Origin of the sequence: Ruegeria sp. PrR005 (genome assembly GCF_010500245.1) — a bacterium.
Taxonomy (GTDB): domain Bacteria; phylum Pseudomonadota; class Alphaproteobacteria; order Rhodobacterales; family Rhodobacteraceae; genus Ruegeria_B; species Ruegeria_B marisflavi.
Genome location: NZ_JAAGOX010000054.1, coordinates 115,016 through 127,875 on the forward strand (window position 1 = coordinate 115,016; position 12,860 = coordinate 127,875).

Annotated in this window: 13 protein-coding genes; 8 read left to right on the top strand and 5 right to left on the bottom strand. The window is 65.3% G+C overall.

Going from position 1 to position 12,860, the window contains the following annotated elements; translation table 11 throughout:
* Positions 1-89 precede the first annotated feature (89 nt).
* Positions 90-1,853 (bottom strand): adenylate/guanylate cyclase domain-containing protein, encoded by a 1,764-nt coding sequence (locus tag G0P99_RS20665; RefSeq protein WP_164132376.1) that lies wholly within the window; start codon positions 1,851-1,853, stop codon positions 90-92.
* A gap of 199 nt (positions 1,854-2,052) precedes the next feature.
* On the opposite strand from G0P99_RS20665, the gene G0P99_RS20670 reads away from it, so the two are divergent.
* The 3 genes from G0P99_RS20670 (at position 2,053) to G0P99_RS20680 (ending at position 4,789) form a co-directional block, all read left to right on the top strand.
* Positions 2,053-2,439 carry a lysozyme inhibitor LprI family protein gene (locus G0P99_RS20670; protein WP_164132377.1) on the top strand — a complete coding sequence of 129 codons (387 nt, stop codon included), beginning with the start codon at positions 2,053-2,055 and terminating at the stop codon, positions 2,437-2,439.
* 224 nt (positions 2,440-2,663) lie between these two features.
* Positions 2,664-4,148 (top strand): exodeoxyribonuclease VII large subunit, encoded by a 1,485-nt coding sequence (gene xseA / locus G0P99_RS20675; protein ID WP_164132378.1) that lies wholly within the window; start codon positions 2,664-2,666, stop codon positions 4,146-4,148.
* The gene (locus G0P99_RS20680) at positions 4,148-4,789 is read left to right on the top strand and encodes a glutathione S-transferase family protein (protein ID WP_164132379.1); all 642 of its coding nucleotides are present in this window, start codon (positions 4,148-4,150) and stop codon (positions 4,787-4,789) included. The genes xseA and G0P99_RS20680 overlap by 1 nt, the downstream gene beginning before the upstream one ends.
* A gap of 74 nt (positions 4,790-4,863) precedes the next feature.
* On the opposite strand, the gene G0P99_RS20685 is transcribed toward G0P99_RS20680, so the two are convergent.
* Positions 4,864-5,256: a hypothetical protein gene (locus G0P99_RS20685; protein ID WP_164132380.1), complete on the bottom strand. Its 393-nt coding sequence runs from the start codon at positions 5,254-5,256 to the stop codon at positions 4,864-4,866.
* Between the two features lie 33 nt (positions 5,257-5,289).
* Positions 5,290-6,288, bottom strand: a complete 999-nt coding sequence (locus G0P99_RS20690) for an alkane 1-monooxygenase (protein WP_164132381.1) — start codon at positions 6,286-6,288, stop codon at positions 5,290-5,292.
* A 111-nt stretch (positions 6,289-6,399) separates the two neighbouring features.
* Between G0P99_RS20690 and G0P99_RS20695 the strand changes: the two genes are divergently transcribed.
* The 5 genes from G0P99_RS20695 (at position 6,400) to G0P99_RS20715 (ending at position 10,689) form a co-directional block, all read left to right on the top strand.
* Complete coding sequence (locus G0P99_RS20695) at positions 6,400-7,038, top strand: lysoplasmalogenase (RefSeq protein ID WP_164132382.1); 639 nt, start codon at positions 6,400-6,402, stop codon at positions 7,036-7,038.
* A 61-nt stretch (positions 7,039-7,099) separates the two neighbouring features.
* A complete protein-coding gene (ftsY, locus tag G0P99_RS20700) occupies positions 7,100-8,275 on the top strand; it encodes a signal recognition particle-docking protein FtsY (protein WP_164132383.1) in 1,176 nt (391 codons plus the stop codon).
* Between the two features lie 94 nt (positions 8,276-8,369).
* Positions 8,370-9,272, top strand: coding sequence for a DMT family transporter (locus G0P99_RS20705; protein WP_164132384.1), 903 nt, complete (start codon positions 8,370-8,372; stop codon positions 9,270-9,272).
* Positions 9,273-9,291: 19 nt separating this feature from the next.
* A complete protein-coding gene (locus G0P99_RS20710; RefSeq protein ID WP_164132385.1) occupies positions 9,292-9,903 on the top strand; it encodes an inner membrane-spanning protein YciB in 612 nt (203 codons plus the stop codon).
* Positions 9,904-10,020: 117 nt separating this feature from the next.
* Positions 10,021-10,689: a Crp/Fnr family transcriptional regulator gene (locus G0P99_RS20715; RefSeq protein WP_164132386.1), complete on the top strand. Its 669-nt coding sequence runs from the start codon at positions 10,021-10,023 to the stop codon at positions 10,687-10,689.
* A gap of 172 nt (positions 10,690-10,861) precedes the next feature.
* Here the strand turns inward: G0P99_RS20715 and G0P99_RS20720 are convergent, their stop codons facing one another.
* Together G0P99_RS20720 and G0P99_RS20725 are read right to left on the bottom strand one after the other, a co-directional pair.
* Positions 10,862-11,233 carry a nuclear transport factor 2 family protein gene (locus G0P99_RS20720; protein WP_164132387.1) on the bottom strand — a complete coding sequence of 124 codons (372 nt, stop codon included), beginning with the start codon at positions 11,231-11,233 and terminating at the stop codon, positions 10,862-10,864.
* Between the two features lie 70 nt (positions 11,234-11,303).
* Positions 11,304-12,794, bottom strand: a complete 1,491-nt coding sequence (locus G0P99_RS20725) for a DegQ family serine endoprotease (protein ID WP_164132388.1) — start codon at positions 12,792-12,794, stop codon at positions 11,304-11,306.
* Positions 12,795-12,860: the final 66 nt, after the last annotated feature.

Here is a 12,860-nt window from a genome sequence, read left to right on the forward strand (position 1 = left end):
CCGTCGCGCGCGGTCTACCCCCCGGAACCGCCCCCTGCAAGGGCGACACCGTCACACCCTGCACCCAGGCGAAACAAGACAGGCCCGGTTTAGCAACGCTGCCCCGATTTCTTCAGGCCCTCCACCAGCAGCGCATTGTGTTCGGGAAGACGATAGAGCGTCAGGCGGCCCGACACCAAACTGTCCAAGAAGGCGGGTGCGAAATCGGCCAGCGCCTCTGTATGAGGGCGCGCCTGCTCCAGAAGACCTAGATGGGCCGCCGCCGCAATCATCAGGGCTCGCCTGATCGGGGCACGTGGCGTCATTTCGATCGCCCGTTCGCCCCACCGGCGGGCCTCGATGAAATCACCCTCGGCAAAACTGGCCTGGGCCAGTGCCAGGTATGCGTCTCCAACCCAGATATCGGCATCCCTCGGCGAGAGCCGCAGCGCCAGCAACGCGTGTTCCCTCGCGTCTTCGGTGCGCCCTACCAGCGACTCATGCCAGGCCATGAAGAAGAGGTTCAGCGCAAAGTTCGGGTTGAGCTCAAAGGCACGTCTGAAATCGGCGGTGGCCGCGTCATAGTCATGTCGAAAATGGCGGATCATACCCCGCGCCGCCAGCGCTCTGGGATCGGACCTGTTGTTCTGGAACAGCCGATCCGCTGCGGCTTCGGCATGTCCCAACGATTCCTCGGGCGCTTCACCAAACTGGTAAAGGTACCGGATTGTATAGACATAGGCCTGGATCCAAAGCGCTTGCGTGTTGCGCGGATCAAGTTCCAGCGCCCGCCGGGTAAGCTCCAGAACCTTATCATGGCCCTCGATGTCGGAAAATGCACCTTCCTGGAACGTTGCCTGCGCCTTTAGCGCCAGATCGTAGGAACTGATGTCGATACCCCGCGCGCGCCCCGCGCGCTCCAGTTCGGCCTTGGTGATCTGCGGAGCGATCGCGCCGACGACGCTGCTGGTGATCTCGTCCTGCAGTTCGAACACGTCCTCGATATCGCGGTCATAGCGCTCCGCCCAGACATGAGCGCCGGTTTCGCAATCAATCAGCTGGGCCGTGATGCGCACGCGACTAGCCGCGCGGCGCAGGCTGCCCTCCAGCATGTACCGTACACCGAGACCCCGGGCCACTTCGCTATGGGTGACGGGCCGACCCTTGTAGGAAAAGGATGAATTGCGGGCTATCACGAACAAGTCGGGGAACCGCGACAGCTCGGTGATGATATCCTCGCAGACCCCGTCGCAAAAGTACTCCTGCTCCGGGTCGGCGGACATGTTCTGGAATGCGAGAACCGCGATTGAGGGTTTCCTCTGGACCGGATCGGGCGCTTGCGCCTGAACGAACGGCGCTGTGCCCTCCAGGTCGATGGCATAGGCATGTACCGGCGACGGTATGTTCTTCAGACTCAGCTTGCCCAGATCGACAAACGACAGCCCGACCTTGCCCCGGACCTGGCTTTGAACATCCGCCGAAACAACGATACCGCCGGGCTCGGCCTGTGCCTCTAGGCGCGCCGCAATGTTCACCCCGTCACCGTAGATCTCTCCATCATCGACGACGACATCCCCGACATGAATACCGATGCGGTAGCGAATGCGCTCCTCCACGGTGCCGGTTTCTATCCTGCCCACGGCGTCTTGAATCAGGGCTGCGGTCTCGACAGCCTCCACGACACTCGCGAAAAGGACCAGCAACCCGTCCCCGGTCAGCTTTACGATCTCGCCACCCCCCCGCAGGATCGCGGGGTCAAGAACATCCCGGCGCATGTCCTTCAACCGGGCAATCGTCCCGGCCTCGTCTGTCGCCATCAACCGCGAATACCCGACCATATCGGCGGCGAAGATTGCTGCAAGCCGGCGTGACACCTGAAAACCTTTGTTTCCCATCAAGCGTGAAATCGACGTCGAATGGTACATTTGACCGGCTTGGCATTCAAAGCCCTATTCTCCCATGGCAAGACGCCCGCCACTCAGCGCGACCGCGACCGGGATACTGCATGTCCTCCAAGACACAGGCGAAGGTTTTCGATACTCTGCTCCCCATAGGCTCAAAAGAGGTTCCCCAATGAATAAGACGGTCGCGATCTTTACGTTCTTCTTCTGTACACCCCTCGCTGCATTCGCCGACCCCGCCACTGAATGCGGTGGAAGCAGCCAGGTCGAGATCGGGGCCTGCGTTTCCGACACGCTGGCCCGCGTCGATGCGACGGTCGAGCTCTATCTCGGCTTTGCCATGGCCGCCGCCCAAGAGCTGGACGAAGTCACCGGCCGCAAGGTTGCCGCCCCGGCGCTCACAGCCTCGCAAGACGCCTGGGCGGCCTATCGCGATGCCCATTGCGAATATGTCGGCGCAACCTTCGGTGGTGGGTCGGGCACCGGCATCGGGATCAATTCCTGCCGGATCGAACTTGGCCGCGACCGCGCCAAGGATCTGATGCGCTACACGCAATGACACCCCAGACGACAGGCCCCGTAGGGTGGGCAGTCTGCCCACCGCTGCTCCTTCCGATGCACCCCTCGTGAAGGCTGATCGCAAGCCCCAAACCGATGTACAAAACGGTCAATCCCCCTCTGCACACCGGTACAAAACGGTCAAAACACAGCCTTCGCCCAACCTGCTTGGCCTTCTGCACCGACAGGTCTAATCTGGCCCGACAGGCAAATCAGGACACGGACATGGACCTCCTCGACGACCCCCAACCGGGCCAGAACATGCCCGAATTCACCGTCTCCGAGATTTCGGGCGAGGTGAAGCGCGCGCTGGAAACCAGCTTTGGCCGCATCCGTGTGCGCGGCGAGGTCGGGCGGGTTTTTCAGGCCCGGTCAGGGCATCTCTATTACGACATCAAGGATGATCGGAACGTGCTGGCCTGCACCACCTGGAAAGGCCAGGTCGCCAGCCTTTCCGTGGTGCCCGAAGAGGGGTTGGAGGTCGTCGTGACCGGCCGCCTGACCGCCTTTGGCGCCCAGTCGAAATACAATCTCAACGTCGACGAGGTGGCCGTCGCCGGTCAGGGTGCGCTGATGGCGCTTCTGGAGAAGCGCAAGAAAGCCCTTGAATCCGAAGGACTTTTTGCGCCCGAGCGCAAGCGGCCCCTGCCCTATCTGCCACAGATCATCGGCGTGATCACCTCGCCCCAGGGGGCGGTAATCCGCGATATCCTGCACCGGCTGCGCGACCGCTTTCCGCGCAAGGTGCTGATCTGGCCCGTCGCGGTGCAGGGCGCCAATTGCGCCCCCGAGGTGGCCCGCGCCATCGACGGGTTCAACCGGCTCACCCACGGTGGCGCACTGCCCCGGCCCGACCTCTTGATCGTGGCGCGCGGCGGCGGCTCGATCGAGGATCTCTGGGGCTTCAACGAGGAAATCGTCGCCCGCGCGGCGGCTGCCAGCCAGATCCCGCTGATCTCGGCCGTAGGGCACGAGACCGACACCACGCTGATCGACTTCGTCTCGGACCGCCGCGCCCCCACCCCCACCGCCGCCGCCGAGATGGCCGTCCCCGTCCGCCTCGAACTGCTCGCCTGGACCGGCGAACAGGGTGCCCGCCTGTCGCGCGCGGCCTCGGATGCGGTACAGCGCCGCGCCCAGCGCCTGCGCGACCTCTCCCGCGCCCTCCCCACCGGAGAAAGCCTTTTTTCCGTTCCACGACAACGGTTTGACCGGGTCGCCGACAAGCTCGACGGCGCCCTTGTGACCGGGGTCCAGCGCCGCCGCCTGCGCCTGGCCGAGCTATCGGCCCCGCTGCGCCCCTCCAGCCTGCGCGCCTTGGTCACCGCCCGCCGCGACCGGCTCGCCCATCTCGGCTCGCGTCTGTCGCCCCGCGCGCTGGACCGCGAGATCGCGGCGCAGGGCGACCGGCTGACCCGTCTGTCCGATCGCTTGCAGGCCGCCCAGACCACCCGCGTCGACCGCCTGCGCCAGCGGCTCGACGCCACCGACCGTCTGCGCGAGACGCTGGGCTACAAGGCGACGCTCGCGCGCGGCTACGCTGTCGTGCGCGACGATCAGGGCACGCTGCTCACCACCCGTGCAGAGGCGGCCAAGGCCACAGCCCTCCAGATCGAATTCGCCGATGGTACGCTCGACACCAGCGGCGCCCCCACAAAATCCGCCAGCAAACCGAAACAGAAACCGCCCGAACAGGGCTCGCTGTTCTGATGCTGACGATCTGGGGCCGCAAGACATCCTCGAACGTGCAGGCGCTGATGTGGTGCGTGGGTGAACTCGACCTGCCCCATATCCGCCATGACGCAGGCCACCGGTATGGCGGGCTCGACACGCCCGAGTTCGGCCGCCTCAATCCCAACCGCACCATCCCGGTGCTTCAGGACGGCAGCAACCCGCCGATCTGGGAAACCGGCGCCATCCTGCGCTATCTCGCCGCCCGCTATGGCAAGGACAGCTTCTGGCCAGCCGATCCCACCCGCCGCGCGCGGGTCGATCAATGGGCCGAATGGGCCAAGCTGAACGTGGCCCAGGCCTTTACCACCCCGGTCTTCTGGCGCGTGGTCCGCACCGCCCCACAGCAGCGAGACCCCATTGCCATCGCCCAGGCCCTGCAAGAGCTGGAGGCGAAACTCGCCCTCGCCGACACCCAGCTGTCACGCCACGCGCATCTTGCCGGAGACGCCTTTACCCTGGCCGATATCCAGCTCGGCCATATCCTCTATCGCTACTACGACATCGACGTCACCCGCATGCCGCTGCCGCATCTGCAACTCTACTATCAGCGCCTCTGCGCGCGCCCGGCTTTCCGCCAGCACGTGATGATCTCCTACGAAGAGCTTCGGGTCACCTGAGCCCCTTCATCTCGTTGCAAAATACTCCGGGGGAATCGCCGCAGGCGATGGGGGCAGCGCCCCCCTGCCCGGCCTCAGACCCCGACATCCGGCCCGTAACAGAGCATCTCTTCTCCGATCTCCTCGGCCTCGTAGAGCTCGGTCTGGGTCGGGTCGCCCTCGAACTGTGCCACCAGACCACGGCCCGTATCGCGAAAGACCCAGCATTGGGGGTCGAAACGGTCCTCGTAAACGAAACAGATCTGCCCCGCCTGTTCGTACCAGACGCCTTCCTTGCACTCGCCATCCAGGAACGACCAGATCACCCGCCGCCCGGACATGTACCGCTCGACCCCATAGGCGGTGCCGTCAAAGCCATAGAACAGCGTCTTGCCCTGCGTATAGCGGTCGAACTCCTCCGCCGACATGACAGGCTGCGCCAGCACCGGCGGCGCCAGCATCGCAAGAATCAGGGCCATTCGCATCATGCGTTCAAGTTTGGCAGAAGCCGCCGCCGGGGGCTACTCACACTTCCCTGTGACCGCGTGAACCCGGGGGTCCATCACCCGCCGCCAGAGCGGCGGCACAGTGGCCAGAACCGCCATGATCGGCATCGCATAGGGCCATTGCGGCATCTCGGGGTCCAGCCGCAACGCCGCGAAATCGCGGCTTGGGTTCTGGTGATGATCGGAATGGCGCGGCGCGTTCAGCATCATCGCCGAACTGTACCAATGCGGCGCATTCCAGGAATGGTGCGCGCGGGCCGGTTCGTATTTGCCATTGGCCAGGGTTTTGCGCCGCAGCCCGTAATGCTGGATATAATCGGCCAGCAGTAGCTGTATCTGCGCATAGCCCGCCAACAGCAGCAGCACCAGCACCCCGCGCCCACCCGCCAGCAGCCAGGTCGCCGCCGCAACCGCCCCCGCACCCAGCAGATACCCCCGATAGGGCGTCGCGCTCCTGCCGTCGCGCAGCGCGCGTTCCGCCGCCAGCCCGGCCCGGAACGAGCCGATCCAGGCGCGCGGCAGAAAGCTCCAGAACCCTTGCCCAAACCGCGCCGAGTTGGGGTCGCGCGGGGTTGCCACCCAGATGTGATGCACCCGCATATGGGCCGAGCTATGGTGCCCGAACAGCAGGCTGGTATAGATCGCCGCCCCCAGCCAGCGCTGCCAGCGGTCGCCCCGGTGGATCAGTTCATGCGCGTTCGAGTTCGACACTTGCCCGAAACAGAGCGCCACTGCGACCCCCAGCGCCAGCGCCTGAACCCCGGTCAGCGGGCCATCGGCCAAAGCCGGGATCGCCATCGACAAAAGCGCGAAATGCGCCGCAGCCAAGACCAGCGGCAAGACCTGAGCCCCCGCCCAATCCGCCGCCCCCAGCGGCCGTACCGGCAGCTTGTCCATCACCGCCACATAGACGGTCATCGAAATCAATGCGCCCCAGGCCCAGCCGCCCCCGATCAGGCAGGCGGCGCCCAGGACGACATAGGGCAACAGGCTGGCAACGACATAGCGATACATGCGATCTCCAAATGCACCTGGCCCCTGCTTAACATCACGTCAGCCCGGCGAAAATCCCTTGCCCGCATCCTACCTCCCAAGCCACCCTGTCCCAAAGACCGGAGGACCCCCGTGACCCAGACCCTGTTCCTTGGCGCCGCCGCCTGCGCGCTGGCCTATCTGGCGCTCACCGCCCGCCCCACCAGCCTGACGCGCAGCGCGGTCAAGACTGCCTCGGTGGCGCTGCTTGCGCTGATGGTGCTGGCCGCGGGCGGACCTGTGCTGCTGGTACTGTCGTTGGCCCTCTGCGCGCTTGGCGACTGGCTCCTCTCGCGCGAGACAGAGGCCACCTTCATGGCGGGCGTCGGCGCCTTTGCCGCAGGCCATCTGGCCTATGTCGCCCTGTTCCTGACGCACGCCGCCAGCGAGACCGCACGCCTCGCCGCAGAGTGGCCGCTGGTCGCGGCCCTTGCGGTGCTGGGACTGGTGATGGCCAGCCTGCTCGGCCCCCGCGCGGGCGCGCTCAAGGGGCCCGTGCTGGCCTATATCCCGATCATTCTCGGCATGGGGCTGGCCGCGCTGACCCTTCCACAGTCGGGCATGCTGGCCTGGGTGCTGCCTGCGGCGGCCGCCTTCATCGCCTCGGACATGATCCTAGCGACCGAGAAATTCCTGCTGCCGCCCGGCCACCCGGCCCTGCGCCTGACGCCCTATCTGGTCTGGCCACTCTATTGGGGCGCGCAGATGGGCTTTGCCCTTGCGCTCACCTGACCCTTTGCAACCGGCGCCAATCCGCATTAGGTGAGACAGGATCGCAAGCGGAGGCCCGGACATGGCGTTTTTCTCGAAACTCAAGGACCGTCTGTTCAAATCGTCCTCGAAACTCGAACAGGGGCTCGACGCCATTGTCGAGGATGGCGGGGTCGAGGAGACGATCACTGCGACCCAACCCGACCCGGTGATCCCCCAGCCCGACCCGGAACCGCAGCCGGTGCCGGAACTGCCCGACACGCCCGAACTGCCGCAGCCCGAGCCGGTCGACCCGGCCCCGGCGCCGATGCCGCCCGAGGCGCCGCAGCCCATCGACCCGACTCCGCCCGCGGAAACCGGCACGGGCCGTGGCCTGCTCGGCCGCCTTTTCGCCCGCCCCGGCGGCGCGACCGTGGTCCGCCGCACGCTGGACGACGACATGCTGGAACAGCTCGAAGAGCTGCTGATCGCCGCCGACATGGGCGTCGACACCGCCCTGCGCGTCACCGCCAACATGGCCGAGGGGCGGATCGGCCGCAAACTCTCGACGCAAGAGATCAAGGAACTGCTGGCGCAGGAAATCACCCGCATCATGGAGCCGGTCGCGCGCCCGATGCCGCTCTACCCCAAACGCCCGCAGGTGGTGCTGGTGGTGGGCGTCAACGGTTCTGGCAAGACCACCACCATCGGCAAACTCGCCAGCCAGTTCAAGGCGGCTGGTAAAAAGGTGGTGATCGCCGCCGGAGACACCTTCCGCGCCGCCGCCGTCGAACAGCTCCAGGTCTGGGGCGACCGCGCCGGCGTGCCGGTGCTGACCGCGCCCGAAGGCTCGGACCCCGCTTCGCTTGCCTTCGACGCCATGACCCGCGCTCAGGCGGACGGCGCCGACCTCTTGCTGATCGACACGGCGGGCCGGTTGCAGAACCGCGCCGACCTGATGGAGGAACTGGCCAAGATCGTCCGCGTCATCCGCAAGAAGGACGACACCGCCCCCCACAACACGCTCCTCGTGCTCGACGCCACCACCGGCCAGAACGCGATCAGCCAGGTCGAAACCTTCCAGAAACTGGCCGATGTCTCGGGTCTGGTGATGACCAAGCTCGACGGCACCGCCAAGGGCGGCATCCTGGTGTCGCTGGCCGACCGTTTCGGCCTGCCGATCCATGCCATCGGGGTGGGCGAACAGATCGACGACCTTGCCCCCTTCGACCCTCAGGACTTTGCCGCCGCCCTGACCGGCCTCGACACACAGGCATGACGCTCCTCCCCCTTCATTTCGCCAGAAATACTCTCGGGGGGTCCGGGGGGCAGACAGCCCCCCGGCGCTGGCCTCTGAACGCCGTCCCCCAATCATGAGCAGCTGGCTCGTCTCTCTCGAAGGTACCGCTGCGGGCCATGACCTTGCGCTGGCGCTGGCCATCATGGCCGCCTTCCTGCACGCGGTCTTTGGCGCGCTGCAAAAGGGCCGCCACGATCCCTGGCTCAGCCGGGGGGCCATCGACGGCGCCTATGCGCTGATGGCCGCGCCCTTCGCCTTTTTCGTCGTGCCCTGGCCCGAGCCGCATATGTGGCTCATCTTTGCCACCGCCTGGCTGGTCCATGTCTTCTACAAGCTGTTTCAGGCAATGGCCTATACCAAGGGCGCCTACACGGTGGTCTATCCGGTGGTGCGCGGTACCGGGCCACTCTTTACCGTGATCGGCGCATATCTGCTCTTTGGCGAGACCTTTACCGGCCTGCAATGGCTGGGCGTCGGAGTGCTCTTGGCGGGCATCTTCGGGCTGGCCGTCTACAACATGATCTTTCTCGACACCGCACGCGAAACGCTGGTCCCCGCGCTGGGTCTGGCGGCGATCACCGGGCTCTTCGTGGCGCTCTACACCACCTATGACGCCTATGGTATCCGTGCCACCGCCGACCCTTTTACCTTCCTGGCCTGGTTCTTCTTCATCGACGGGCTGGTATTCCCGGTCATCGCCGGGCTGCGCTGGCGGTCGATGATCCACCGCCCTGCACCCGGTCCCCTGATCCTGCGCGGCTTTGCGGGGGGCATTACTGCCTTTCTCTCCTTCGGTGCCATCATGCTGGCCACAAGGCTCGACAAGGTGGGCGAGGCCGCCGTGCTGCGCGAGACCTCGACCGTGTTTGCCGCGCTTATCGGTTGGCTGGTGCTGAAAGAGACGGTTGGACCCCGCCGGATTGCTCTGATGGGGTTGATCGCGGCGGGTGCGGTGATAGTTGAGTTTGGAAGCTGAAAGAACGGACAAGGGCAGAATGACGGCGCAAAAGGATATCAACCCGATCATCAAGCAGGTGCTGGAACTGGGCCCCACCGTGGCCTTCTTCCTGATCTACCTGCGGCTCAGGGACGACACGTTCAGCCTGGGCGGGACCGAGTATTCGGGCTTCATCGTCGCCACCCTGCTGTTCATTCCGATCCTGCTGGTGGCCATCGCCGTGCTCTGGGGACTGACGGGCAAGCTCAGCCGGATGCAGATATTCACCGCCTTCATGGTGATCTTCTTCGGCGGGCTCACCGCCTGGTTCAATGACGAACGGTTCTTCAAGATGAAGACAACGCTGGTCTATGGCGTCTTTGCCATCCTGCTGGGGATCGGCCTGATGCGCGGGCGCTCTTACCTGGCTTATGTGCTGGGCGACGTGCTGCCGATGCGCGACGAGGGCTGGATGATCCTGACCCGCCGCCTCTGCGCCGCCTTCACCCTGCTGGCCCTGGCCAACGAGGCGGTCTGGCGCACGCTGTCGACCGACCTCTGGGTCAAGATCGAGACCTTTGGCTTCCCCATCGCGCTCATGGGGTTCATCATGTTGCAGTTCGGCCTGCTCCAGGAGCATATGATCGACCCGGAAGAGGGCGAAAACTGACATTCAGGCGGGGCCGCTCGCGCCCGTCGCCGAACCACCTGCGACGCCCGGACCTGACATCACTTGATTGTGACGCCGCTGCCCCTTAGACCAAGTGGTCGAGGAGATCCGGTACCCATGATATCCCTGCCCCACAGTGGTTTTCTGGCCGAAGCATCGCCCCGGCTGCGGCAGATGCTGGCCGCCCAGGCCAGCGAGGTGCGGCTTGCGCGCGGGGAAGTTCTCTTCGAGCAGGGCGATACCGGCGATGCGCTCTATGCCGTGATCGACGGGGCGATGGAGGTCTCCATCCTGTCGTTCGACGGGCGCAAGCTGTCGCTCGACCTGCTCGCACCCGGTGCCGTCTTTGGCGAGATCGCCCTGTTCGATCCGGGCACCCGCACCGCCACGGTGACCGCCACCGAGCCCGCGCGGCTGCTGCGGGTTCTCAGCGCCGATGTCCTGCGCGAATTGCACGCTCATCCGGAACTGGCCATCGACATGATCCGCCTGGCCGGGCAGCGGATGCGCTGGATGGGCCGGCAACTGAAGGAACAGGTGTTCCTGCCGGTTCCCACGCGGGTCGCACGCAAGCTTTTGCATCTGGCCCCGCGCCAGGGCGCGCAGACCGGTGCGGTGCGCCTGTCCCAGGCCGAGCTGGCGGAATATGTCGGCGCCACCCGCGAAGCGGTCTCCAAGACACTCGCGGTCTGGAAACGTCAGGGCATTGTCGACGTGACCCGTGGCCATGTCTCGATCCGGGATTTTCCGACGCTGGAAACCTTGGCCGATCCCGACCAATTCTGAAAAACCTCTGCCCGGTGTGACGTGGATCACAGCACCGACTCACCCCTGGCGGCCAAAGTGTCCGTGGTTACCGTCCTGAGGTTGGGGGAGCATCCCCAGTGTTCCGTCCTAAACCCACCTCTTACCTGACTTGAGCCATGTGCTTCGGCACATGGCTCTTTTTCTTTACCTGTCACTCGACCGCCGGCGTGTCCTGGCTGAACAGGTTGATCCAGCCGCCCGCGGCCTGTCGCCGCCAGATCGAGCTGACAAACATCCGTTCCTCCCGGTCGCGGCCCACCCGCCGGAACCGCGCGGCATAGCTGAGCATGGCACACTCCGGGGACAGGTCGATCACCCGTGCGTCCGACAGCTCGAAGCTGGCAACGGTCGGGCCATCCGCCAGTTGACCTGCATGGGCGTCGCGCCCCGCAAAGCCATCGGAATAGACCCCCAGGAAATCGGGCGACAGCAATGCCGCATCCGCCGCGCCATCGCCCGATACCAGCGCCTGCCAGACCCGCGTTTCCTGCTCCAGCACTTCGTTCAGCAGATCCACCTGCATCCTCTCCTCCCTTTAAACGAAAGACGGCCGGGAAACTCCCGGCCGCCCCTGACTTGCTTTTCCCTGTGGCTCAGTTGCCCAGGCCCAGCGCCACAAAGCGCGGCTCGCCACCGCGGCGCACCAGCAGCAGCAGCGACTTGCGCCCGGCCTCGCGGGCCTCGTCGATGCGCGCCTCCAGATCGGGCAGCGTGGTGACCTTCTGCTGGCCTGCCTCGGTGATCAGATCGCCCGCGCGCAGCCCCTTTTCAAATGCCTCCGAGGTCTCGTCGACATTGGTGACCACAAGTCCGGTGGCATCCTCGGCAAGGCCCAGTTCGGCGCGCATCTCGTCGGTCAACGTGCTGACGGTCAGCCCCAGGAACACTTGTTCGCTAGCTTCCGGCTTGGCCTCTTCACCACCGGTTTCGGCGGATTCCGTCCGCTCGGCATCCTCACGCCGTCCCAGCGTGACCAGCACCGTCTGTGTGGCGCCATCGCGCTGCACCACCACGCGCACCGACTTGCCGACCTCGGTCTCGCCCACGCGGCGCACCAGATCGCGGGTGTCGCTCACCTCGGCGCCGTCAAAGCTCACGATCACGTCGCCCGCCTTCAGGCCCGCCTCTTTTGCCGGGCCATCCGGAACGTCGCTGATCAGCGCCCCACCGGCCTTGGCCAGGCCCATCGCCTCGGCCATGTCATCGGTCACGTCCTGGATGCGGACGCCCAGCCAGCCGCGACGGGTCTCGCCGTACTGGCGCAGCTGGTCCACGACCTTGGTCACCACGTTCGAAGCCATCGAGAAACCGATGCCGATCGAGCCACCATTGGGCGACAGGATCGCGGTGTTCACTCCGATCACCTCGCCGTCCATGTTGAACAGCGGCCCGCCCGAGTTGCCCCGGTTGATCGCCGCGTCGGTCTGGATGTAATCGTCATAGCTGCCGCTCAGCGCCCGGTTGCGGGCCGATACGATCCCGGCGCTGACCGAGAATCCCTGGCCCAGCGGGTTGCCCATGGCGATCACCCAATCGCCCACGCGCATCGTGTCCGAATTGCCGAACTTGACGAATTTCAGCGGACTCGACGCCTCGACCTTCAACAGGGCGATATCGGTCTTTTCATCGGTTCCGATCACCTTGGCGGGCAGTTCCTTGGCGGGCTGCCCTTCGCCAGGGAAGAACTCGATCAGGATCTCGTCGGCCTCGGCGATCACGTGATTGTTGGTGACGATATAGCCGTCCTCGGAAATCACGAACCCCGAGCCCAGCGCGGAACTGCGCCGTGGCCGGTTGCTGTCGCCGTTGCGATCCTGAAAGTCGCGAAAGAAGTCCTCGAAGGGCGAGCCTTCGGGAACGATCCCCTGCGGCCCCGACCGGCCTTCGATCAGGGTCGAGGTGGTTATATTGACCACCGCCGGGCTGACCTTGTCGGCCAGCGGCGCCAGGCTTTCGGCCCGTGCCGCAGCCATGAGCGTCTGGACCAGCACGAACAAGACGGTCAGCAACGCAAGCGCCATCAGCCTTGCGTTGGTGATCCTGTTGTCCCGCGCCACGGAAATACTGCGTGCCTTTGGCTGCACTGGAGGCCTCCTTGTCACCAACCTGCATGTCGACCCTTGGGTTCGGGCCAAATCTGTTTCTCGGCC

What these genes read in the sequence shown, in the direction of transcription:
- G0P99_RS20670 (WP_164132377.1), top strand. Translation starts at nt 2,053, where the DNA reads ATGAATAAGACGGTCGCGATCTTTACGTTCTTCTTCTGTACACCCCTC.
- ftsY (WP_164132383.1), top strand. Translation starts at nt 7,100, where the DNA reads ATGGCGTTTTTCTCGAAACTCAAGGACCGTCTGTTCAAATCGTCCTCG.
- G0P99_RS20715 (WP_164132386.1), top strand. Translation starts at nt 10,021, where the DNA reads ATGATATCCCTGCCCCACAGTGGTTTTCTGGCCGAAGCATCGCCCCGG.
- G0P99_RS20720 (WP_164132387.1), bottom strand. Translation starts at nt 11,233, where the DNA reads ATGCAGGTGGATCTGCTGAACGAAGTGCTGGAGCAGGAAACGCGGGTC.
- G0P99_RS20685 (WP_164132380.1), bottom strand. Translation starts at nt 5,256, where the DNA reads ATGATGCGAATGGCCCTGATTCTTGCGATGCTGGCGCCGCCGGTGCTG.
- G0P99_RS20680 (WP_164132379.1), top strand. Translation starts at nt 4,148, where the DNA reads ATGCTGACGATCTGGGGCCGCAAGACATCCTCGAACGTGCAGGCGCTG.
- G0P99_RS20705 (WP_164132384.1), top strand. Translation starts at nt 8,370, where the DNA reads ATGAGCAGCTGGCTCGTCTCTCTCGAAGGTACCGCTGCGGGCCATGAC.
- G0P99_RS20690 (WP_164132381.1), bottom strand. Translation starts at nt 6,288, where the DNA reads ATGTATCGCTATGTCGTTGCCAGCCTGTTGCCCTATGTCGTCCTGGGC.
- xseA (WP_164132378.1), top strand. Translation starts at nt 2,664, where the DNA reads ATGGACCTCCTCGACGACCCCCAACCGGGCCAGAACATGCCCGAATTC.
- G0P99_RS20710 (WP_164132385.1), top strand. Translation starts at nt 9,292, where the DNA reads ATGACGGCGCAAAAGGATATCAACCCGATCATCAAGCAGGTGCTGGAA.